This is a genomic window from Streptomyces vietnamensis, from assembly GCF_000830005.1.
GTDB lineage: Bacteria > Actinomycetota > Actinomycetes > Streptomycetales > Streptomycetaceae > Streptomyces > Streptomyces vietnamensis.
The window spans coordinates 912,325-933,819 of sequence record NZ_CP010407.1; the positions used below are offsets into that span (position 1 = coordinate 912,325).

General features: G+C 74.5%; 17 protein-coding genes. 10 read left to right on the forward strand and 7 right to left on the reverse strand.

Annotated elements, in window-relative coordinates; translation table 11 throughout:
• Positions 1–60 precede the first annotated feature (60 nt).
• Together SVTN_RS03940 and SVTN_RS03945 are read left to right on the forward strand one after the other, a co-directional pair.
• Positions 61–450 carry an ArsR/SmtB family transcription factor gene (locus SVTN_RS03940; protein ID WP_041127813.1) on the forward strand — a complete coding sequence of 130 codons (390 nt, stop codon included), beginning with the start codon at positions 61–63 and terminating at the stop codon, positions 448–450.
• A gap of 23 nt (positions 451–473) precedes the next feature.
• Entirely contained in the window at positions 474–1,868 is a 1,395-nt protein-coding gene (locus tag SVTN_RS03945) for an FAD-dependent oxidoreductase (RefSeq protein WP_041127814.1), read from the forward strand.
• Between the two features lie 59 nt (positions 1,869–1,927).
• Here SVTN_RS03945 and SVTN_RS03950 read toward each other — a convergent pair whose 3' ends face one another.
• From SVTN_RS03950 to SVTN_RS03960, 3 genes are all read right to left on the reverse strand, one after another.
• Positions 1,928–3,556, reverse strand: coding sequence for an alpha/beta fold hydrolase (locus tag SVTN_RS03950; RefSeq protein WP_425428943.1), 1,629 nt, complete (start codon positions 3,554–3,556; stop codon positions 1,928–1,930).
• Positions 3,557–3,568: 12 nt separating this feature from the next.
• Positions 3,569–4,972, reverse strand: a complete 1,404-nt coding sequence (locus SVTN_RS03955) for an alpha/beta fold hydrolase (RefSeq protein WP_041127815.1) — start codon at positions 4,970–4,972, stop codon at positions 3,569–3,571.
• A 376-nt stretch (positions 4,973–5,348) separates the two neighbouring features.
• Positions 5,349–6,689 carry a DUF2252 domain-containing protein gene (locus tag SVTN_RS03960; RefSeq protein WP_041127816.1) on the reverse strand — a complete coding sequence of 447 codons (1,341 nt, stop codon included), beginning with the start codon at positions 6,687–6,689 and terminating at the stop codon, positions 5,349–5,351.
• Between the two features lie 184 nt (positions 6,690–6,873).
• On the opposite strand from SVTN_RS03960, the gene SVTN_RS03965 reads away from it, so the two are divergent.
• Positions 6,874–7,629, forward strand: a complete 756-nt coding sequence (locus tag SVTN_RS03965) for a GntR family transcriptional regulator (RefSeq protein ID WP_052498941.1) — start codon at positions 6,874–6,876, stop codon at positions 7,627–7,629.
• 129 nt (positions 7,630–7,758) lie between these two features.
• Here the strand turns inward: SVTN_RS03965 and SVTN_RS03970 are convergent, their stop codons facing one another.
• A complete protein-coding gene (locus SVTN_RS03970) occupies positions 7,759–9,291 on the reverse strand; it encodes an amino acid permease (RefSeq protein ID WP_041127817.1) in 1,533 nt (510 codons plus the stop codon).
• 80 nt (positions 9,292–9,371) lie between these two features.
• Entirely contained in the window at positions 9,372–10,346 is a 975-nt protein-coding gene (locus SVTN_RS03975) for a hypothetical protein (protein WP_041127818.1), read from the reverse strand.
• 302 nt (positions 10,347–10,648) lie between these two features.
• Here SVTN_RS03975 and SVTN_RS03980 point away from each other — a divergent pair, with 302 nt between their 5' ends.
• The 5 genes from SVTN_RS03980 (at position 10,649) to SVTN_RS04000 (ending at position 15,737) form a co-directional block, all read left to right on the forward strand.
• Positions 10,649–12,232, forward strand: coding sequence for an FGGY family carbohydrate kinase (locus SVTN_RS03980; RefSeq protein ID WP_078908715.1), 1,584 nt, complete (start codon positions 10,649–10,651; stop codon positions 12,230–12,232).
• Positions 12,229–13,653, forward strand: coding sequence for an FAD-dependent oxidoreductase (locus SVTN_RS03985; protein ID WP_041127819.1), 1,425 nt, complete (start codon positions 12,229–12,231; stop codon positions 13,651–13,653). Before SVTN_RS03980 ends, SVTN_RS03985 begins: the two co-directional genes overlap by 4 nt.
• On the forward strand, positions 13,650–14,897 hold the full coding sequence (locus tag SVTN_RS03990) for an FAD-dependent oxidoreductase (RefSeq protein ID WP_041127820.1): 1,248 nt from the start codon (positions 13,650–13,652) through the stop codon (positions 14,895–14,897). The genes SVTN_RS03985 and SVTN_RS03990 overlap by 4 nt, the downstream gene beginning before the upstream one ends.
• A gap of 55 nt (positions 14,898–14,952) precedes the next feature.
• On the forward strand, positions 14,953–15,429 hold the full coding sequence (locus tag SVTN_RS03995) for an NUDIX hydrolase (protein ID WP_041127821.1): 477 nt from the start codon (positions 14,953–14,955) through the stop codon (positions 15,427–15,429).
• Positions 15,430–15,491: 62 nt separating this feature from the next.
• A complete protein-coding gene (locus SVTN_RS04000) occupies positions 15,492–15,737 on the forward strand; it encodes a hypothetical protein (protein WP_041127822.1) in 246 nt (81 codons plus the stop codon).
• 18 nt (positions 15,738–15,755) lie between these two features.
• On the opposite strand, the gene SVTN_RS04005 is transcribed toward SVTN_RS04000, so the two are convergent.
• Complete coding sequence (locus SVTN_RS04005; RefSeq protein ID WP_041133542.1) at positions 15,756–16,961, reverse strand: cytochrome P450 family protein; 1,206 nt, start codon at positions 16,959–16,961, stop codon at positions 15,756–15,758.
• A gap of 159 nt (positions 16,962–17,120) precedes the next feature.
• Positions 17,121–19,019, reverse strand: a complete 1,899-nt coding sequence (locus SVTN_RS04010; protein ID WP_041133543.1) for an NAD-binding protein — start codon at positions 19,017–19,019, stop codon at positions 17,121–17,123.
• Positions 19,020–19,339: 320 nt separating this feature from the next.
• Between SVTN_RS04010 and SVTN_RS04015 the strand changes: the two genes are divergently transcribed.
• The gene (locus SVTN_RS04015) at positions 19,340–20,644 is read left to right on the forward strand and encodes a D-alanyl-D-alanine carboxypeptidase family protein (RefSeq protein ID WP_041127823.1); all 1,305 of its coding nucleotides are present in this window, start codon (positions 19,340–19,342) and stop codon (positions 20,642–20,644) included.
• 183 nt (positions 20,645–20,827) lie between these two features.
• Positions 20,828–21,457 (forward strand): DUF6058 family natural product biosynthesis protein, encoded by a 630-nt coding sequence (locus SVTN_RS04020; RefSeq protein ID WP_041127824.1) that lies wholly within the window; start codon positions 20,828–20,830, stop codon positions 21,455–21,457.
• The last annotated feature ends 38 nt before the right edge of the window (positions 21,458–21,495 follow it).

The window sequence follows — 21,495 nt, forward strand, 5'->3', positions numbered from 1 at the left end:
TACTCGAATACATGAAGAGGTCTTCACATATTGACATACGAGCGCCGCTACGATGAGCGCATGGGACACGGAGCGAACGGTCAGACCACCCCCGCAACCCACCTGGACGCCGAGTCCGCGGCCACCATCGCCGCCACTCTCCAGGCCCTCGCCACCCCGTCCCGGCTGATGATCCTCACCACGCTCCGCCAGGGCCCCTGCGGCGTCACCGAGCTGGCCGCCGCCGTCGAGATGGAGCAGTCCGCCGTCTCCCACCAGCTCCGGCTGCTTCGCGCGCTCGGCCTGGTCACCGGCGTCCGGCAGGGGCGCCGCATCGAGTACAGCCTGTACGACAACCACGTCGCCCAGCTCCTCGACGAGGCCGTCTACCACATCGAGCACCTGAGGCTCGGAGCGCGCGACGGGGTACGCGACGGGGCCCGCACCGGCGTGGATACTGGTCAGTTGTAGTTCCACGACACGAAAGGGCGGGCATGGCCGACGACTTGGGGCACCGCGCGACACGTCACGCGGTGGTCATCGGGGGAAGTCTCGCTGGACTGCTGGCCGCTCGGGTACTCGCCGAGCACGCCGAGAAGGTGACGGTCGTCGAGCGCGACCGCTTCCCGGAGGGGCCCGACGCACGGCCGGGCGTCCCGCAGGGCCGGCACCTCCACGTCCTCATCGCGGGCGGGCAGCAGGCCTTCGACGAACTGCTCCCCGGCTTCCTGAAGGAGCTCGGCGAGCTCGGTGCGCCCAAGGTGGGCGTCCCGGAGGACATGGTCCAGTGGCAGAACGGCAAGTGGTTCCGCCGGACCCCGGCGAGCGCGCACTTCTACTCGGGTCCGCGCCCGCAGCTGGAGTGGCTGGTGCGGCAGCGGGTGTTCGCCGACCCGCGCATCGAACTGGTCGAGGGCCACGAGACGGTGGGCCTGACCGGCGACTCCTCGCGCGTCCGCGGCGTACGGCTGCGGGAGCGTGGCGCGGGCGCCGAGAAGGAGACCCGGGTCCTGGAGGCCGATCTCGTGGTCGACGCCTCCGGGCGGTCCACGAAGTCCGCGGACTGGCTGGCCGGGATCGGCGCCGAGGCGCCGCACGAGGAGACCATCGACACCGGTCTCGCGTACGGCACCCGGGTCTACCGCGCCCCGGCCGGGGTCCTGGGCAGCGACGCCATGGGCTACTTCATCGTGCCCAACCCCGCCCAGGAGTACGGGGCCGTCGTGCTGCCCGTCGGCGACGGGACGCACCTGGTGACCCTCTCGGGGCTGCGCGGCAACGAGCCGCCGACGGAGGAGGGGGCGTTCGAGGAGTACGCCAAGCGGATGCCGCACTCCGTGATCAGCGACTGGCTGGCGGAGGCGGAGCCGGTGTCCCCGGTGTACGGCTTCCGCAGGACCGCCAACATCCGGCGCCGGTACGACCGTCCGGGCCGCCGCCCGGCGGGCTTCCTCGCCACCGGCGACGCGCTCTGCGCCTTCAACCCGATCTACGGCCAGGGCATGGCCGTCGCGGCGCTCACCGCCGTCGCCCTGCGCCGGGCGCTCGCCGACCCCAAGCGCACCCCGACCACCCGGCGGGTGCAGCGCGCCCTCCTCGACGCCTCCCGGCAGGCCTGGGACATCTCGACGGGCGCCGACAAGAAGATGCCCGGCGCCGTCGGCGGTGCGGCGAGCCCCGGCGCGCTGGACAAGGCGGTCGGCTGGTACCTGGGCCGGGTGCAGGAGCGGGCGGCCGGCGACCCGGTCGTCGGCGTGCCCTTCCGCAAGGCGCTCACCCTCACCGCACCGATGACGGCGCTGTTCGCCCCCGCGGTGGCGCGGGCGGTGCTCTTCGGCCCGGTGTCCGAGACGCCCGCCGAACCGCCGCTGCGGCGCACGGACGGCTAGGACGGGTCCGGCAGAGCGAGGGCGGCGACGGACCTGCCGTCGCCGTCCCTCGCCTCAGCTCACGGCGCGATCTCGAACGCGGGCGGTGTGAGGCCCGCGAGACAGCTGGTGTCCGGCGCGTCCGGACGGTCGAAGAACGAGACGGTCATCGTCTGCGCGCACTTCGAGTCGGCGAAGACCACGTGGGCCACGTAGGGCACCGTGACGGCGATGGACCGGCTCAGCGTCCGGGCGGCGTACGCCCCGCTGCTCGGCGCGGTCTGGGCGTCGAAGCCGCCGGACAGGACGAGGGTCGGGATGTCGCTGTACGTCCGGTCCCTGATCGAGGGGTCCGCCGGGGGGACGTCCCAGGCACGGCAGTCCGGGTGGAGCCAGGTGAGGAACGGGGCGTTGACCAGCACCGAGCGGGGGAACGTCGGGAACAGGCGCTGCCCTGCCCGGACGATGTCGGCCTCGCTCTCGTACGGGGTCCACTCCCGGCAGAAGATGCCGTAGGCGAGCCCGTGCGAGGTCCTCCCGATGGCCTGCGGGCTGAGCTTGCCGCCCGCCCACTGCTCGGCGATCCGCCGCGGGTTGCCGTGGGCCAGTTCGTCGATGGAGCGGGGCACTCCGGCCGCGACGTGGGTGGCGGAGGCCAGCCAGTTCACCAGGACTCCGCCGTCCAGCACGACCTTCACCGGTGCCGGGTGGCCCGGGACGGTGACGGTGGTGGTGACCGGTCGGGCCTCGACCTCGCCGACGAGGCGCTCGAAGGTGGCCTTGAGGTTCGGATAGCGGGTGTTGCAGGCGGGCTGGTCCTCACATGCCTTGAACAGGCCGTCGTAGCCTTCTCGTGCGGCCTTCCAGGTCACGGCCCCGCCGGCCAGGGCCGGCGGCAGGACGCCGTCGATGCCGACCGACCGGATGCCCTCCGGGTGCAGGCGCATGTAGTGGAGCGCCAGGTTGGTCCCGTAGGAGATGCCGAAGACGTTCCACTTCCTGATGCCCAGCGCCTTGCGCAGGTCGTCGTAGTCGGCGGCGCTCTCGGGGCCGTAGTAGGCGCTGGGGTCGGCCCCGCGGCTCACCACCCGGTCGCGGCATTTCCGCGTCTCCTCGACGTGCAGGCGCCCGGTGGACGGCGCGCCGAAGACGAGGCCGAGGGAGTCGGCGGCGAACTGGTCGACGTTCGGGCAGGTGAGCTGCGGGTCGGCCGAGTAGGTCCCGCGCTGGGACATGAAGATCAGGTCCCGGTCGCGGTTCAGGCCGCCGTTGAGGGCCATGGGGATCTCGGACACCGCGTCGTCGCCAGGGCCGCCGGCGAGCCACACGATCGGGTCGCCCGCCTTGTTCTTCGTGGCCGCCGGGATGATCGCCACCGCGAGGGTGATCTTGCGACCCTCGTGCTCCTCGTCCCCGTAGCCTCCGTGGTCCCCGTGGTGCCGGTCACGCGTCTCGGGGACGGTGAGCGTTCCGCAGTTGGCCGTCCGCAGGGCGGGGATCGGGTCCGCCGTCCTCGGGCAGGGGCCCGGTACGAAGCGGGCGTGACCCGCCGTCCGGGCGACCGTGCCGAGCGGCGCGGCGGGGCCGGACTCGGCGTGGGCGGGCGCCGCGACGAGGCCGGCGGCGAGGACGCCGGCGGTCGCTCCGGCCAGCGCGGCCGGGAGCCGTCTCGTGGTGCGCCGGTGGTGGGGTGGTCGAAGGGACATCATTCGGTCTCCGTGTCAGGGGGTGATGGTGAACGGTTGGGGTGCGAGTCCTGCCACGCAGCCGGTGTCGGGCGCGGTCGGACGGTCGAGGAAGGAGGAGAGGACGCTCGCCGCGCAGGGCGACTGCGGCACCACCCAGTGGCCGATGCCCGGGATCCGTACCGAGGTCGAGTCGGGCAGCGTGCCGGCCGCGACGTGGGCCCAGCTCGCGCCGGTCTTCGCGTCGAAGGTGCCGGAGAGGAGGAGCGCCGGCACCCTGCTGAAGGTGGCCACCCGCTGGATCGCGGTGCGGTCCGGGACGTTCCAGGCCCGGCACATGTCGTACTGGAAGGGCAGCTGCGGGGCCTGGGCCAGGACCGTGTCCGGCCAGCCGGGGAAGTTCCGGCGTCCCGCCTTCAGCACGTCGCGCTCCCCGTAACCGGGGACCCATTCGGCGCAGGCCACCGACTGCGTCAGGCCGTGGGCGAAGGCGCCGATGACGGTCGACGCGTCGACGGCGCGGGCCCGTGCGAAGCGCTCCGGGTTTCCGTGGGCGAGTTCGTCGAGCGCCGCGGGGACGTCGACGGCCCTGACGGTGTTGGCGACCAGGATGTTGACCAGCGCGCCGCCGTCGAGGACGACCTTGACCGGGTTCCCGCCCGCCGGCGGCTGCGCCATGAGCGTCAAGGGGTGCGCCTCGAGGCGGCGGACCTGCTCGTCCAGCGTGCGCCGGAGGTGCGGGTAGCGGCTCTTGCAGCGGGGCTGGGCCTCGCAGGCCGCGAAGATCTCGCCGATCCCCTCGGCGGCGCTGTCCCAGGTCCACGGCAGGTTCACGACCTGGGGCGGTGCGATCGAGTCGATCGCCACCGAGCGGATGCCCTCGGGGTGCCGCCGCAGGTAGGTGAGGGCGAGGTTGGTGCCGTACGAGTAGCCGTAGACGTTCCACCGGTCGATGCCGAGCGCCCTGCGCAGGGCGGCGAAGTCCGCGGCGTTCTCGGTGGTGTTGTAGGCGCTCAGGTCGATTCCGGCGGCCGTCAGACGGTCCCGGCACTCCTCGGTCGCACGGACCAGGAGCCGTCCGGTCGAGGGGGCGTCGTACCGCAGCCCCACGGCCCGCACGTTGAAGCGGTCGATCTCCGGGCAGGCGAGGTTCGGCTGTGAGTGGAGCGTGCCGCGCTGGGCCATGACGATCAGGTCGTGGTTCCGGTTGACCCCGGAGGAGATGAGGAAGGGGATGTTGTCGAAGGCGTCGCCGCCGGGCCCCCCTTCCATGAACACCACCGGTTCGTCGGCCGGTTGGGTCGAGGCGGCGGGGATGATCGCGACGGCCAGCCGGATGGTCCGGCTCCCGCCGTGGTGGTGGGTGCGGTTCTCGGGTACCTCCAGGAATCCGCACCGTCCCGGGACCGGCTCGGGCGTCTGCGGGCAGGGAGCGGGCACGAACCGCCCCGGACCTCCGGGACCGGGTCTCTGGACGGGTGGTGACACCGTGTTGCCCGGTGTCCAGGTGCGTCCCGTCGTCGGGGTGGTCGCCGCGGTCGGACCGGCCGCACCCAGAAGGGTGAGGCCGGTCACGACGAGGGCGAGACCGGTGCGTGCGACTCGGAGGCGTCGCCGACCGTACGGGCGCCGGGCGCGCGCTCGTACGGTGCTGTGTTCCGTCATGTGATCGGGTCTCTCTGTGGACCACGGCCGCCCCGACCGGGGCGACACCGCGTGGCTCAGCCCGCGACGGCACGATCCGGGCGGGCACTGTGCTCATGAGCCTGCGGTCACGACGGGACGCCCACCACCCGTGAGCGCCACTCGGAGCAGTTCAGACGCCCGGGGCCGCCGTCACCGTGCCGGCGGCGATGGCCGCGCCGAGGGCCGCGTAGTCGTCGGCGTTCTGCCCGGCGTAGGCGAGGGCGAAGTCGGCGACGGCACGGTCGAAGACGTCCGAGGCTCCGAGATAGGCGGCGATGGCGATGCGGTCGCCGGAGCGGGCGTGGGCGCGGGCCAGGGCCCGGCCGCAGAGCCGCGCGTAGTCCCGCAGAGTGGCCGGGGACATGGTCTCCACCTCGGCGGAGCCCTTCATGTCGCGCAACTGCCGCCAGTAGAAGTGGCGCTGCTCGGGCCCGGTCATCCAGCCGAGGAAGATGTCGCTGGCGGCCTGGGTGAGCCGCTGGCCGGAGACGACGCGGCGGCCCTGGTGGGGGTGGGCGGTCGGCGGCAGGTACTGCTCCAGGGCGGAGCGGCCGGCCTCCTTGATCTGGAGGATGAGCGGGTCGCTGTCGTCGCGCCCTTCGAGGAGGAGGACGAAGCAGCGGGTGCCGACGCTGCCGACGCCGACGACCTTCCGGGCGGCGTCGACGAAGTGGTAGCGGTCGAGGAGGACGCGGCGCTCCTCGGCGAGGGAGCTGCGGTAGTCGCTGAAGATCTTGCCGAGGGTGACCCGGTCGACGTCCGTGACGCGTTCGAGGAGCGGCGGGTCGTCGACGATGTGCCGGTTGCCGGCCTCGTCCCGCTCGGTGAGCTTGGCGAGGGCCTGGAGGCTGGTGCGGCGGCGGGCGCCGGCGAGCCGCTTGGCGAGGCGCGCGCGGTCCTCGCCCCGTACCACTCGAAGGATGTCGTCGGCGGAGATCCGCTCGTACCAGACCTCGAGTTCGCCCATGCCGGCGAGGCGGCGCATGTTCGTGCGGTACGACTCGACGGCGACGAGCGCGGCGCGGTGGGCCTTGGGCTTGGCACTGCCGTTCTGGAGGGCGGCGACGGTGACGCTGGCGGCGAGCCTCTTCACGTCCCACTCGAAGGGGCCGGGAAGGGTCTCGTCGAAGTCGTTCACGTCGAAGAGGAGCGTCCGTTCGGGTGAGGCGTACACCCCGAAGTTGAGCAGATGGGCGTCGCCGCAGAGCTGCACGGTGAGCCCGGTGTGACGCTCGGCGCCGAGGTCGGCGGCCATGACGCCGGCGGCGCCGCGCAGGAAGGCGAAGGGGGAGACCGCCATCCTGGCGTATCTGAGGGGGACGAGGTCGGACAGCCGGTCCAGGGACTCGCGCTCCAGGATCACCAGCGGGTCGGGGCGCTGTGACCTGGGTATCCAGCGGCCGTGAAGGGTGCGGGGGACTCTCTTGCGAGCCGCCTTGCCCCGTGCGGCGCGCTCCGACGCTGTCGTCATCCGGCCTCACCAGCCTTCTCCCGCCGACGTGTTCTCGGCCCGGTCATCTGGAACCTCATTACACGGCTCGCCACTCGTTTCGGCCACTCTTCCGGACCGGCCTGGCGAAATGGTTTAGACCAATGATAGGAATTGATCACCCACACGACCCACGTGGTCACGGTGAGCGAAGAGAGGGTTGACCATGGCCGAGCCCGATTCCGAGGCGGTGGCGGACGTACCGCTCTATCTCCGGGTCGCCGCCGCCCTGCGCGAGGACCTCGCCCAGCGGCGCATCTCCCCCGGCAGCCGGCTCCCGTCGGAGAGAACGCTCTCCCAGCGCTACCACGTCAACCGGCAGACCGTCCGCAGCGCGCTCCGGCTCCTCAGGGACGAACGGCTCGTGGTCACCGACCGGCGCGGCACCTTCGCCGCCGACGGGACCGGGCCCGAGCCGGCCGCGCCCGCACTCACGGCCCGCCGGCCGACGTTCCCCGGCGGACCGCAGGCGGCCGAGGCGCTCGTACGGGCCTCGCTCACCTGGGAACCGGCACCCACGCCGCTGGCGCCGCGGCTCCTGCTCGCCCCCGGCGAGCCGACGCTCGTCCACCGGCACACGGTGCTCGGGCCGCACGGGGCGGCGCTCCAGCGGGCGGTGTCGTGGTTCTCCCGGCCGGCCCTCGACGAGATCCCCCAGCTCTCCCGGTACCGGCGGGGCAGGGACTGCCGCCAACAGCCCGACCTGCGGCTCCTGTACCACTGGATGCACCAGGCGGGGCTGCGGATCACCCACCGCGAGTCGGTCGGCGTCCCGCCGGGACCGGCCACGACGGCGGCCGGCGGCGCGGCCCGGCTGCTCGTCCACCGGGTCGTCAGCGACCAGCACGGGCACGCCCTGGAGATCACGGACATCGACTTCTCGGCCCAGTCGGCCGCCTGGACCTACGAGTTCAGTGCTTGATCCGCGAGTACGGCGCCTGAAACGCGAGTTCAGCGCCTGATCTGCAAGTACGGCACCTGAAGCACGAGTTCAGCGCCTGACAGCGCTCGGCTCCCGTCCGGGACAGGGGACGGGAGCCGGGCCCGGACGTCAGACGATGCCCTCGGCGATCTCCGCCTCCTCGCGGGCGGTCCCGTACGCGGTCGGCGTGCCGTACGAGCGGCGGGCGACGTACCACCAGACGCTGGCGAGGACGAGCACGACGGCGAGCGCGACGGCCGCGTAGTTCATCGTGTCCACGTTCACCGGGGACTTCTGCGGCAGGCAGAAGAGGACGGTCACGAACGCCACCCAGACGACGGCGATCCAGCCGACCGGCCTGCTCCAGCGGCCGAGGCTCCACGGGCCGGGCACGAAGCGGTTCCCGGCGCGCAGCCGCAGGTAGACCGGGATGGCGTACGCGGGCGTGATGCCGATGACGTTGATCGCGGTGACGGCACCGTAGGCGGTGGCCGAGTACAGCGAGGGGAGGGCGAGCACCGCGGCCACGACGACCGCGAGCCAGACGGCGGGGACGGGCGTCTGGGTGCTGCCGCTGACCTTGCGCCAGAGCGCCGAGCCGGGCAGGGCGTTGTCGCGGCTGAAGGCGAAGACCATGCGGCTCGCGGCGGCCACCTCGGCGTTGCCGCAGAAGAGCTGGGCGACGATCACCACGAGGAGCAGGACGGCGGCGCCGCGGGAGCCGAGCGCGTCCAGGAAGATCTGGGCGGGCGGGACGCCGGTGGCGCTGTTCTGCGTGCCGGCGTAGTCCTGGATGGCGAAGGTGAGTCCGGCGAGGAGGGCGAAGCCGGCGAGCCAGGAGACCCAGATGGACCGGACGATGCCCTTGGCGGCGGTGACGGAGGCGTTCGAGGTCTCCTCGGAGAGGTGGGCCGAGGCGTCGTAGCCGGAGAAGGTGTACTGGGCGAGGAGCAGGCCGATCGCGGCGACGTAGAACGGGTTGGCCCAGCCGGTGTCGTTGACGAACGTCGTGAAGACGAAGTCGACGGACTGGTGGCGGTCGGGGACGAACGCGAGCGCGCCGACGATGACGGCGACACCGGCCAGGTGCCACCAGACGCTGACCGAGTTGAGGACGCTGACGAGGCGGACGCCGAAGAGGTTGAGGCCGGCGTGGAGCAGCAGGATCGCCAGGAAGACGAGGAAGGTGGAGCCCGGGGTGGGCACGAAGCCCCACTGGAGGTTGAGGAAGGCTCCGGTGAAGAGGGCCGCGCCGTAGTCGATGCCGGCGATGGCGCCGAGCAGACCGAGCAGGTTCAGCCAGCCGGTGTACCAGCCCCAGCGGCGCCCACCGAGCCGGTCGGCCATGTAGTAGAGGGCGCCGGAGGTCGGGTAGGCGCTGGTGACCTCGGCGAGGGCGAGGCCCACGCACAGGACGAAGAGGCCGACGCCGACCCAGCCCCACAGCATGACGGAGGGGCCGCCGGTGCCCATGCCGAAGCCGTAGAGGGTCATGCAGCCGGAGAGGACGGAGATGACCGAGAAGCTGATCGCGAAGTTGCCGAAGCCGTCCATGCGGCGGGCGAGGACGGGCTGGTAGCCGAGCTCTCTCAGTCTCGCCTCCTCGTCCTGGGACGGCGGTGGCATGCGCATCGGCTCGATCGGGGCTTCGGTGCGGGACATGGGGACCTCCGGGGGACGGGGGGAGCGGGGGTGGGGGGAAGCTTGAAAGCGGGGGCGAAACGCCCGGCGCGGTGGGTGCGTCAGCCGCTGAGACAGCGGGCGCGGGCGCGCAGGAAGACCTCCTCGGCGAGGGCCCGGTCCTCCGGGTGAGCGGTGCGGTAGGCCCAGGGGAGGGTGGTGTAGTACGGGCCGAGCGCCTCGAAGACCCGGGCGGCGTCGGCGAAGCGGAGGGCTCCGAAGAGGGCGTGCGCCAGGTGGTTGAGGTCGAGCAGCGAGGCCCCGTCGGTGGCGCAGAAGAGGAACCAGGCGTCCAGGGCGCGCTGGGCGTCGCGTACGGCGTCCTCGGCGACCCAGTGGAGGTCGAGGGCGCGCTCGTGGCCGCGCTCGCGCCGGTAGCGCTCGACGCGGACGTAGAGCGGGAGGGCGTGCAGGGCGGAGCCGACGGGTGCCGAACCTGCGGCCCAGTACGAGTAGTTGACGGCCTCGGAGAGGGGTCCGGACCGGCGGGCGTACACGAACTGCAGCATGCGGTGGTGGGCCTCGCGGTTGTGCGGGTCGCGCTTCTCCACCTCGGCGAGCAGGCCCCAGGGGCCGGGCGGCAGCATGGGCGCCGGCGGGGTGAGCCGGTGCTCGGCCATGCGCTGGCTTCCGTCGAGGGCGGCGAGGGCGATGAGGCCGACCCAGGGGACGGGGTCGGCGGGCGACCGGTCGGAGGCCTCGCGGCAGGCGGTCCGGGCCTCCTGCCAGAGTTCGGGGGTCCTGGCGTGGCCGGAGCGGTGGGCGCGGACGGCGCGCTCGACGGCGACGCGGCTGTGCATCACGGTGGCGGCGTGGCTCTCGGGCTGCTCGGCGCGCCAGAGCGGGACGACGTCGGTGCCCGCGGCGACGGTGGCGAGGACCTGGGTGCGCCGGGTCCAGGCCTCCCAGTCGGAGGTCTCGTCGAGCAGCCGGGCCATGGCCACCCAGCGGCCGGTGCGTAAGTCCTGGACGGCGTTGCGCAGGGCGTGGTCGTGGCCGGCGGGGTGGTAGACGGGCCGGAATCCGTGTCCGGCCATCAGGGGGTGGGGCGTGGTGTGGATGACATGGGTCCTCGGTGGATGGAGGGGGTGGTCAGTCCCCCGGCGGGCGTCCCGGCCGTTGATCGGCGATCACTATAGAGGGCTCTGGATGCGCCCGGTCCACTTTCTTTTGTGACAGCAACTATTGAGCCAACGACTGAATTTGACTTACCGTCAAGTATTCCGGGCGACCTGACGGGGTCGTTCGCCGAGGCTTGACGAAGGCCCCGGGCAGCGGCACCCTGACCCTTTTCGGTGATCGGATGATCACGGAGCGGTCGAACGACGGGAGCAGCGGAATGACGGGCGGAGCGGTACTCGCCGTCGACCAGGGCACGTCCGGTACGAAGGCCCTCGTCCTCTGCCCCGAGCGCGGCGTCATCGGCACCGGGACGGCCCCGGTCCGGCCCCGCCACCTCCCCGGCGGCCTGGTCGAGGTCGACCCGCGTGAGCTGTACGACTCCGTGGTCGCCGCCGGGCGCGCGGCGCTCGCCGAGGCGGACGCGCACGTCGTCGCCGTGGGCCTCGCCAACCAGGGCGAGACCGTGCTCGCCTGGGACCCCGCCACCGGCGAACCGCTCACCGACGCCCTCGTCTGGCAGGACCGCAGGGCGGCCTCCGTCTGCGCCGGCCTCGACGACCGTGCCGAGGAGCTGCGCCGTCTCACCGGCCTTCCGGTGGACCCGTACTTCGCGGCGCCGAAGATGGCCTGGATCCGCCGCCACGCCACCGGCGCGGGCGTCGTCACCACCAGCGACGCCTGGCTCGTCCACCGGCTCACCGGCGCGTTCGTCACGGACGCGGCGACCGCCGGACGGACCGGCCTCCTCGACCTCGACACGGTCGCCTGGTCGGAGACCGCCCTCGACCTGTACGGACTCGGCGGCGAGGCGCTCCCCCGGGTCGTGGACTGCGACACCCCGATCGGCACCACGACCGCGTTCGGCCCCGCCCTGCCGCTCACCGGGCTCCTGGTGGACCAGCAGGCGGCGCTGCTCGCCCAGAGCGCCGACGACCCCGCCGCCGCCAAGTGCACCTACGGCACGGGCGCCTTCCTCCTCGCGCAGACCGGCCCCGAGCCCCGGCGCACCGCCTCCGGCCTGGTGAGCTGCGTGGCCTGGCGGCTCGGCGGGCGCGTCACCCACTGCCTGGACGGCCAGGTGTACACGGTCTCCTCGGCCGTGCGCTGGCTCACCGACCTGGGCGTGATCGCCGGGGCCGGGGAGCTCGACGCGGTCGGCGGGAGCGTGCCGGACGCGGGCGGCGTCACCTTCGTCCCCGCGTTCGCCGGGCTCGCCGCGCCCTGGTGGCGGGGGGACGTACGCGGCTCGCTCACCGGACTCGGCCTGGACACCGGCCCCGGCCATCTGGTGCGCGCCCTGTGCGAGGGCATCGCCGCCCAGGTCGTGGAGCTCGCCGCGGCCGCCGCCGCGGACCGGGGCGCACCGCTGACCGCGCTGCGCGCCGACGGCGGCCTGACCCGGTCGGCCCTGCTCATGCAGACCCAGGCCGATCTGCTGCAACTTCCCGTCGAGGTCGCGTCGTTGCCCGATGCCACGGCGCTCGGCGTGGGCGCGGTCGCCCGGCTCGGACACCAGCGCGGGCTCACGCTCCGCGAGGCCGTACCGGAGTGGAAGCCCTCGGCGGTGTACGAGCCCCGGATCTCGGCCGGGGAGGCGGCGGAGCGCCTCGGGCGCTTCCGCGCGGAGGTGACGGCGCTGGTGGAGCGGTCGGGGGGCGCGGGCGGTACGGGCGCGGGCGCGGACACCGGATCGGGCTCGGACGCGGTTGCCGGGTCGGGGGCGGACGCGGTTGCCGGGTCGGGGTCCGGCGCGGGCGGCGGGGCCGGTCTCGGTGCCGCGGTCGGCGGCGGGGCCGCATGAGCGTCACACGGACCGGACCGCTCCCCACCGGTGAGGCCGCGGAGTACGACGTCGTGGTCGTCGGCGCGGGGGTCGTGGGTTCCGCGATCGCCCGCGCGCTGGCCCGTCACCCGCTGCGGATCGCGCTCGTGGAGGCGGCGAACGACGTCGGCGACGGCACCTCGAAGGCCAACACGGCCATCCTGCACACGGGTTTCGACGCCGCACCCGGCACGCTGGAGGCCCGGCTCGTGCGCGAGGGACACCGGCTGCTCAGCGCGTACGCGCGGGAGGCCGGCATTCCCGTGGAGCCGCTGGGCGCGCTGCTCGTCGCCTGGGACGAGGAGCAGCGGGCGGCGCTCCCCCGCCTCGCGGAGAAGGCGGAGCGCAACGGCCACCGCACCACCCGCCTCCTCTCGGCGCCCGAACTCGCCGTACACGAACCCCACTTGGGTCCGGGCGCCCTCGGCGCGCTCGAAGTGCCGGGCGAGTCGGTGATCTGCCCGTGGACGACCACCCTCGCGTACGCCACCCAGGCCGTCCGCTCCGGGGTCGACCTGCATCTGAACTGCCGGGTGGAGAAGGCGCGTCCGGGTGATCCGTACCACCGGCTCGTCACCCGGCGCGGGGTGCTGCGGACCCGCCTCCTCGTCAACGCCTGCGGTCTCCACGCCGACGCCTTCGACGCCCTGGTCGGCAGGGAGGACTTCACCGTCACCCCGCGCCGGGGCCAGCTGCTCGTCTTCGACAAGTTCGCCCGCGACCTGGTCCGGCACATCCTGCTGCCCGTGCCCGGACCGCTAGGCAAGGGCGTGCTCATCTCGCCGACGGTGTACGGGAACGTCATGCTCGGGCCCACCGCCGAGGACCTCGACGACAAGACCGCCACGGGCACGACGGCGGAGGGGCTCGCCGGGCTGCGCGAGCAGGGCGGCCGGATCCTCCCCGCGCTCCTCGACGAGGAGGTCACCGCCGTCTACGCGGGGCTGCGGGCCGCCACCGGACAGGAGGACTACCGGATCGCCGCCCACCCCGGGCTGCGGTACGTGACGGTGGGCGGGATCCGTTCCACCGGGCTCACCGCCTCCCTGGCCATCGCCGAGCACGTGCTCGGCCTCCTCGCGGACTGCGGCCTCGATCCGGGACCGTCCCGCCCGCTCGCCCCGGTCCGGATGCCGAACCTCGGCGAGGCCTTCCCCCGCCCGTACCGCGACGCCGAACTCATCGCCCGCGACCCGGAGTTCGGGATGATCGTCTGTCACTGCGAGCGGGTCACCCGGGGCGAGATCCGGGCCGCGCTCGGCTCGACGATCCCGCCCGGCGGCCTCGACGGGCTGCGGCGCAGGACGCGCGCACGGGGCGGCCGCTGCCAGGGGAACCACTGCGGCGCGGAGGTACGGGCCCTGTTCGAGGAGCGGCCGTACGAGGAGGGGGCCCGGTGATCCGTACGGTCGACGTCCTCGTCGTGGGCGCGGGACCCGCCGGGCTCGCCGCGGCCGCCCGGCTCGCGGCGGCGGGCGCGGGCCGCGTCGAGGTCCTGGAGCGGGAGGCCGCGGCGGGCGGAGTGCCGCGCCACTGCGTCCGGCCGGGGTTCGGCGCGGACGCCCGGGGGCGCGCCCTGGACGGCCCGGCGTACGCGCGGCGCGCGGTGCGGGCGGCCCTGCGGGCGGGGGCGGTCGTCCGTACCGGCGTCTCGGTCACCGGCTGGGCCGGGCCCCTCACCCTGGACGTCACCGCCCCGACCGGCCTCGAACGGATCCGGGCGGGCGCGGTGGTCCTCGCCACCGGGGCCCGCGAACGGCCCCGCAGCGCCCGGCTCGTGCCGGGCACGCGCCCGGCCGGGGTGCTGACCACGGGCGAGCTCCAGCGGACGGTCGCACGCTTCGGGCCGCACGGGGAGTCCGTCGGGCCGCACGGGAAGTCCGTCGGGCGGCTCGGGGAGTCCGTCGGGCGGCGGGCGGTGGTCGTCGGCGGCGACCCGGTGGCCCGCGGCGCGGTGCGCACGCTGCGCGCGGCCGGGGTGGAGGTGGCGGCCGTCGTCACCGGACTCCCCTCCGCCGCGGTGACGTCCGAGCGGGTCCCGGTCCTGACCGGGACGGTCGTGACGGAGCTGCTCGGACGCGGCCGGCTGACCGGGGTCGCGGTGCGGGGCGGGGACGGGCGGGCGGCCGTGCTGCGGTGCGACACGGTGGTCTTCACCGGCGACTGGATCCCGGACCACGAGCTCGTCCGCGCCCGCGGGCTGCCGCTCGCCCCGGGCACCCGGGGCCCCGTGACGGACCCCGGCTTCCGCACGGCCGAGCCCGGGGTCTTCGCCGTCGGCAACCTGCTGCGCGGGGTGGAGCCCGCGCCGGTGGCCGCCGCCGAGGGGCGGGCGGTGGCGGATCCGGTGCTCGAACGGCTCGGCGGCCGCCCCTGGCCGGCCGCCGGGGTGCCCGTGACGGCGGTGGGCCCGCTGCGGTGGGTGACACCGGGCCTGACCGGTCCGGAGGCGGCGCCCCTCCTGGTCCGGCCGGAGCGGCGGCTCGTGCGCCCGGTCCTGACCGTCGCCCAGAACGGCGTCCCGCTGCGGCGGGAGCGGCTGGGCGGGACGCTCGTCCCCTGGCGTTCGGTACGGCTCGGGGCACGGTGGACGAGCGGGGTGGACCTCACCGCCGGCCCGGTGACGGTCGACGCACAGGAATAGGAGCACGCGCGCGCGGGGGCTGCGTCGGCCGGAGCCTTCGGTCAGACTGGGGCGCATGCCGGACAAGCGCAGCGCGGGTCTTCTGGTCTTCCGCCGCACGACGGGCGGTGGCGTCGAGGTGCTCATCGGTCACATGGGCGGGCCCTTCTGGGCCTCCCGCGAGGAGTCGGCCTGGTCGATCCCCAAGGGGGAGTACGAACCGGACGAGGCCCCCGAGGCCGCGGCCGCCCGCGAGTTCCTGGAGGAGCTGGGGCTCCCGGCCCCCGACGGCGAGTGGTTCGCCCTCGGCGAGTCCCGCCAGCGGAACGGGAAGCTCGTCACCGTGTGGGCCGTCGAGGGCGACCTCGACCCGGCCGAGGTCGTCCCGGGCACCTTCGTCATGGAGTGGCCGCCCCGGTCCGGGATCCGGGAGGAGTTCCCGGAGATCGACCGGGTGGGCTGGTTCTCCCCGGAGACCGCTGCTCCCCTGCTCGTCTCCGGGCAGCGGGTCTTCCTGGAACGGCTGTCGGAACACCTCGACGGGCGGGCCTGAGCCCCATTGTCAGACCCGTACGAGAAGGTGGTGAGCGCCGAACTGTCGAGAGGGAGCCCGACATGACCACGATCACCGCCAGCGAGCGCGCGGCCGCCCAGGCGTACCTGCGGCTGCTCGAGTCCACGCAGGCCGTGCTGACCGACCCGCAGCTCGCCCCGTACGCGGGGGTGATGCTCGCCCATCCGATGGCCGAGGCCGACGAGGCGCTGCGCGCGGCGGGCCTCGCCGGGAACGAGGACCGGCTGCTGCGCCTCGTCTCCTCCCTGCGGGCCTCCCCCGCGACCGCCTGGGGGCGCACCGGTTGAGGCGGACGGGAAGGACCCTCAGACGCCCGGGCGGACCGGGAGGGCCCGGACGCTGTTGCCGACGAAGCCGGAGTGGCGGGTCAGCTCCGCCTCCGGGACCGCCAGGTCCAGGTCGGGGAAGCGGGTGAAGAGCGACTCCAGGGCGATCGCGGCCTCCATCCGGGCGAGCGGGGCGCCCAGGCAGTAGTGGGGGCCGTGGCCGAGCGAGAGGTGCTTCGCCGTCGCGGTGCGGGTGATGTCGAAGCGGTCGGCGTCCGGGCCGTGGGCCTTCGTGTCGCGGCCCGCCGCCGAGTATCCGGCGAGGACGGGGGTGCCCTGCGGGATGACCGTGCCGTCGACGGTGAGGTCGCGGGTGGGGTAGCGGAACGGGAAGTAGCTGACCGGACTGTCCCAGCGGAGGGTCTCCTCCACCACGTCGGCCCAGTCGGCGCGGCCCTCGATGACCAGGGCCAGCTGGTCGCGGTGGGCGCAGAGCGCCCGGACGGCGTTGGTGACGAGGTTCAGGGTGGTCTCGTGGCCCGCGACGATCATCAGGAGCAGGGTGCCGATCAGCTCGGGCTGGCTGAGCCGGTCGCCGCCCTCGTCCCGGGCCGCGATGAGGGCGCTGGTGAGGTCGTCTCCAGGGGCGGCGGCCTTGTCGGCGGCGATGGAGGCGAGCAGCTCGACGAGGTCCCGGTTGGCGGCGACGGCCCGGGCGGGCTCGGTGTCGGTGGCGACGACCAGGCTGGACAGGTGGTGCAGCCGGTCCTGGTGGGCCGGGTCGACGCCGAGGAGTTCGCAGATCACGCCGAGCGGCAGCGGAAGCGCGTAGTGGCGGCGCAGATCGGCGACGCCGTCGCCGGCGCGGGCAGCCTCCGCGAGGCCGTCGAGGAGTCCGGCGGTGACCGTCTCGACGCGCGGGCGGAGCTCCTCGACCCGGCGGGCGGTGAAGGCGCTGCTGACGAGGGTGCGCAGCCTGCGGTGGTCGGCCCCGTCGGCGGTGATCATGCCGGGGACGGTGGCGAAGGTCAGCAGCGGCCAGCCCTCGGGTATGCGGCCCTCGGCGAGCGCGGTGAAGTGCTGGGGCCCCTTGGCGACGTCGGGGTGGGAGAGGAAGTCGCGCAGCGCGTCGTGGCCGAGCACCGCCATGCCCTCGATCTCGCCGGGCAGGATCACCGGGGCCACGGCGCCCTCGGCGAGCAGCCGGGCGTTGTCCGCGTGCGGGCAGCCGCCCGCCGGGTCCATGCGGTGCGGCGGGCGGCCGGCGGCCGGGGTGGTGTGCGGCGTGTTCAAGGAAGGGACTCCTGACTGCGGATGCGGGCCGGTGCGGGCCGGTGCGGGCCATCGCGGACCGTTGCCGGCCGTTGAGGGCCGTTTCGGCACGTGAGCGGTCAGATCCTACGGTCAACCACGCTCCGTTCGTACGGAGTTGTCCGACGCGCCGCGGGCGTCCCGGCCGCCCCGGCCGTGGAGTTCGGCCAGGCCCCGGCGGGTGGCGGCCACCACCACCCGGTCCCCCGCGCCGAGGAGACGATCCGGCCGGAGACGCCAGTCCTGGCCGGAGCCGCCTCCGCGCCCGCGTCCGTCGAGGGCGATGACCCGCCAGGCACCCGGCCGGAAGGCCTCGGCGACGGTCCGGCCCTCCAGGAGCGGGTGGTCCGCGACGTCCACGGCGGCGAAGAGGAGGACGCGGCGCTCGACCGGTACGGCGCCGAAGACCTGGCGGCCCATCATGGCGCCCGCGAAGGCGGGTGCGGCGAGGTGGGAGACGCTGCGGCTCCGGGTGAGGGCCCCGGGATGGGCGGTGCGCAGGGTGCGGAAGACGGCGGTGGCGAAGTCGTCGTCGAACAGGCGCAGGACGACCCGCAGGTCCGGGGTGACGGCGCGGGCGGAGAGCGCGGCCTCCAGGTTGGTGATGTCGACGCTGGTCAGGGCGAGGAGGGCGCGGGCGCGGTGGATGCGGGCGGCTTCCAGGACGCCCTCCTCGGTGACGTCGCCGATGACGGTGGGCACGCGCAGCCGGCGGGCGAGGGCGATGCCCCGGGCCTCCGGGTCGGATTCGACGCACACCACCGGGATGTTCAGCCTGCGGAGCCGGGCGAGGACACGGGTGCCGACCTTGCCGAGCCCGAGGAGCACGACGTGGCCGGAGAGTCCGCGCGGCGGGCGGCGCAGGGCGGTCGCGGTGCGGAAGGTGCCGAGGCCTTCGAGGAGGGCGGCGACGATCACCGGGAGCAGCAGGAGGCCGACGAACCCGGCGAGGATCTGGAGCAGTTGGCGGCTGGTCGGCTCGCCGACCGCCGGGTCGCCGATGGCGAAGATGTCGAGCAGCGTCAGATAGGCGGCGTGCAGGGGGTGGTCGCCGGTGGTGAAGGTGGAGGTGAGGGCGAGCGCGAGGACGGCGGCGACGGCGCCCGCGAGGGACCAGCGCAGACGGCGGGAGAAGAGGGAGGCGACGGGCAGCGCGGAGGCGGCGAGGCGGGCCGTGGGGAGGGCCGGGCCCGCCGGGGTGACCGCTTCGAGGGTGACGGCGGCCCGTCCGGTGGCGGCGGCGACCGTCCGGTCGTCCGGCAGGAGGCGGGGGCCGGCGTCGCCGCTGCGCTCGGAGCCCTCGCAGCCGACCGGGTCGCCGGCGGTGGCGGAGAGCAGGGCGAGCGTGCAGAGCCCGGGGTCGGGTGCCTGGCCCGCGACGGGCGGCCGGTCCACGGCGTGCAGCAGCAGTCCCCCGGCCTGCACCACCTTGCTGGTGCCCGCGACGGCGGCCGCGGCGAGGCCGGGGGCGGCGGTGTCGACGTCGGAGAGGACCGTGGTGGCGGCGTCCAGCTTCTCCGGGTCGAGGCCGGGTTCGGCGACGGCGGCGGCCTGGTCGAGGAGGGTTTCGAGGTGCTGGCCGAGCTTGCGGTTGTAGAGCCGGATCACCAGGCGCAGGCGGGGGTTGAGCCGGCGGGCGGTGAGCGCGGCCCGGATGTTGGTCTCGTCGTCCTCGTGGACGAGGGCGAGGGCGGCGGCGCGCTCGACCCCGGCGTCCGTCAGGGCCCGGTCGTCCGCCTCGGCGGACTCGACGACCCGCAGGACGCCGGTGGGATCGTCCCCGGGGGATCCGGCCACGGCACCGGCCCCGGTGGTGCGGGTGACGGCGGCGGTCACCCGGCCGAACAGGGCGAGCGCCCGGCCCGTGCGGCCCGCGGGCGTGCGGGGCGCGTCGGGCAGCGCCGGCACCAGGAGCGTGACCTGCTCCCCGTACACCTCGTGGAGTTCGCGCGCGAGGCGGTGGGCGAGGGCGTCGTCACCGCACACGATCATGTGCTCGGCGGGGGCGGTACGGGACTGCCGCTCGGGCCGGAGGGCGGGTGCGCCGAAGGGGCCGGCGGGGGCGGGGACGGACCGGCCCGCCGGCGCGGCGGGGGTCGCCGCGGGGCTCCCGTCCGGAACGGCGTTGCTCTGATGCGGGTATGAGGGCACGTCACAAGGATGCCCTGCGCCACCGACAGCGGGTCCGGGCCCGCTCGACGGGGTCGGCACCACCCGGGCGGACGCACGACTCGCCGCCGTACGCCACACCCGCTACGCCGGTCGGCGCACTCCGATCTGCGCGGTCCGCGCCTCCTTCCTACGGTGGCTGAATGATCGTCACGTCAGCTGTCCGTCACGCCGCCGCCGGTTCCGCGGCGCTGCTGTTCGTGCTGCCCGTTCCGGCGGCCGTCGCCTCTCCCGCCACTCCCGTCTCCCGGGTCGTGTCCTCCGTCGGGGAGCCCACTCCGCCCGCGCGCCAGTACGTCGACCGGACACGGCTCTCCCGGAAGGGCACCCAGGTGCAGCGGCTGCCGGGCGCGCCCGCCGTGCCCTCGGTCTCCGCGCTGTCGTGGGTGGTGGCGGACGCCTCCTCGGGCGAGGTGCTCGCCGCGCGGAACGCGCACCGGAAGCTGCCCCCGGCGAGCACCCTGAAGGCGCTGTTCGCGCTCACCGCGCTCCCCCGCCACAAGCCCTCCGAGCTGCACACCGTGGCCGATTCCGAGCTGACCGGGATCGGCGAGGGCAGCAGCCTGGTCGGCGTCAAGGAGGGGTACACGTACAAGGTCTCGGACCTGTGGAACGGCGTCTTCCTCAGCTCGGGGAACGACGCCGTGCACGTCCTGGCGGAGATGAACGGCGGCTGGGAGTCGACGACCCGGCAGATGCAGGAGAAGGCCCGCTCCCTGGGCGCCGAGGACACCCACGTGGTCTCCCCCGACGGCTACGACGCCCCCGGCCAGGTGTCCTCCGCGTACGACCTGGCGGTCTTCGGCCGGATCGGGCTCCAGGACCCGGAGTTCGCCCGGTACTGCTCGACGGCGTACGCGGAGTTCCCCGCGGGCTCCTGGTCGTACGGCATCGCCAACACCAACCGGCTCCTGACCGGCGAGAACGGGGTGGAGCGCTACCCGGGGCTCCTCGGGATCAAGAACGGCTACACGACCAACGCGGGCAACACGCTGATCTCGGCGGCCCGGCGCGGTGACCGGACGCTCGTCGTCTCGGTGATGAACCCTCAGGAGGGCGGCGGGTTCACCGTGTACGAGGAGGCGCGGGAGCTGCTCGACTGGGGCTTCGAGGCGGCGGGGCGGGTGCAGCCGGTGGGCTCGCTCGCGCCGGTACGGACGAAGGCCGCGGCCGACGCGGGCACGCGGGCGGTGTCGGTGGCCCGTGAGGGACGCGGCGCGAAGGCGGTGGCGACGGCGCCCCAGGCAGGCGCGGAGGCAGGAGCGGAGGCCGGGGCCGGGGCAGGCGCGAAGGCGAGGGCCGAGGCGGTGGCCGCGCCCGGGAAGAAGTCCCGGGCGGCGGAGGCCTCGGCCCCGTCCGCCGGGCTCCCGCTGGCCCTGGTGGGCTCGGCCTGCGCCGCCGCGCTCGCCCTGTGGGGGTGGCGGCGCAGGACGGCCCGCCGGGCCTGAGGCTCGCGCTGTCGGTCACCGGCCCGATGCCCGCGCCATGGACCGCCGGTCGTGCGGCGCCGCTGGAGACACCGGACCCGGTCGTGCCGGCGACGGTTCGGTGGGCGCCGCACGGTCCGGCTTCTAGCCTGCGGGAACACCGTCCGGGACCGGCCCGGACGGCCTTCCCGAGGGAGTGACGCGATGACGGACGACGTGCCCGTGGCGGTACGGATCGCCGAGCGGTTCCGCGAGGTGAACGGCGACCATCCGATGACCGCCGACGACGACGCGTACGTCTCCGCCCAGTTCGTCCCGCTGGACGTGCTGTGCGCCGCGCTCGGCCGGGACGCCGACGAGGTCCGGCGGCTGATGCTCGCGGGCCTGCTGCCGCTGCCCGGCTATCTGCGGTCGGACGGCGCCGAGATGGTGCCGCGGGATCTGTTCGCCCTCGCTGAGGCGGCGGGCGGTGTCGACCGTCTGCGCGCGTGGTTCACCGGGCACTGGGAGGACCCGGATCGGGGCGACGAGGAGTGGGCGGCGTACCTGAGCGGCCAGTACGTCTGTCTGCACGCGGTCACCCCGGCGAACATCCGCAGGAAGGAGGAGCTGACGGCGGAGATCACCGCGTATCTCGCGGCCGCCGGAGCCGATGCGGCCGCCGGGGTCGATCCCTCGCCGGAGTGGCGCGCCGCCCTCCACGCGCGCGTGGACGCGCTCGACGCCCTGGAGCCGGCGTTCACGGCGTACGACCGGCTGCGGTTCGGCGGACCCGTCTCGCGGGACACCTGCGTGGACGCGCCCCGGGCGCTCTTCCCCCGTACGGGCGACTGAGCGGCGACCCGGCGGCCGAAGCCCCGGACCGCCGCCTT

Bases quoted from the DNA above. Each gene is read 5' to 3' on its own strand.
- SVTN_RS03940 (WP_041127813.1), top strand. From the start codon at position 61: ATGGGACACGGAGCGAACGGTCAGACCACCCCCGCAACCCACCTGGAC.
- SVTN_RS03945 (WP_041127814.1), top strand. From the start codon at position 474: ATGGCCGACGACTTGGGGCACCGCGCGACACGTCACGCGGTGGTCATC.
- SVTN_RS03950 (WP_425428943.1), bottom strand. From the start codon at position 3,556: ATGATGTCCCTTCGACCACCCCACCACCGGCGCACCACGAGACGGCTC.
- SVTN_RS03960 (WP_041127816.1), bottom strand. From the start codon at position 6,689: ATGACGACAGCGTCGGAGCGCGCCGCACGGGGCAAGGCGGCTCGCAAG.
- SVTN_RS03965 (WP_052498941.1), top strand. From the start codon at position 6,874: ATGGCCGAGCCCGATTCCGAGGCGGTGGCGGACGTACCGCTCTATCTC.
- SVTN_RS03970 (WP_041127817.1), bottom strand. From the start codon at position 9,291: ATGTCCCGCACCGAAGCCCCGATCGAGCCGATGCGCATGCCACCGCCG.
- SVTN_RS03975 (WP_041127818.1), bottom strand. From the start codon at position 10,346: ATGGCCGGACACGGATTCCGGCCCGTCTACCACCCCGCCGGCCACGAC.
- SVTN_RS03980 (WP_078908715.1), top strand. From the start codon at position 10,649: ATGACGGGCGGAGCGGTACTCGCCGTCGACCAGGGCACGTCCGGTACG.
- SVTN_RS03985 (WP_041127819.1), top strand. From the start codon at position 12,229: ATGAGCGTCACACGGACCGGACCGCTCCCCACCGGTGAGGCCGCGGAG.
- SVTN_RS03995 (WP_041127821.1), top strand. From the start codon at position 14,953: ATGCCGGACAAGCGCAGCGCGGGTCTTCTGGTCTTCCGCCGCACGACG.
- SVTN_RS04000 (WP_041127822.1), top strand. From the start codon at position 15,492: ATGACCACGATCACCGCCAGCGAGCGCGCGGCCGCCCAGGCGTACCTG.
- SVTN_RS04005 (WP_041133542.1), bottom strand. From the start codon at position 16,961: ATGGACCCGGCGGGCGGCTGCCCGCACGCGGACAACGCCCGGCTGCTC.
- SVTN_RS04010 (WP_041133543.1), bottom strand. From the start codon at position 19,019: ATGATCGTGTGCGGTGACGACGCCCTCGCCCACCGCCTCGCGCGCGAA.
- SVTN_RS04015 (WP_041127823.1), top strand. From the start codon at position 19,340: ATGATCGTCACGTCAGCTGTCCGTCACGCCGCCGCCGGTTCCGCGGCG.
- SVTN_RS04020 (WP_041127824.1), top strand. From the start codon at position 20,828: ATGACGGACGACGTGCCCGTGGCGGTACGGATCGCCGAGCGGTTCCGC.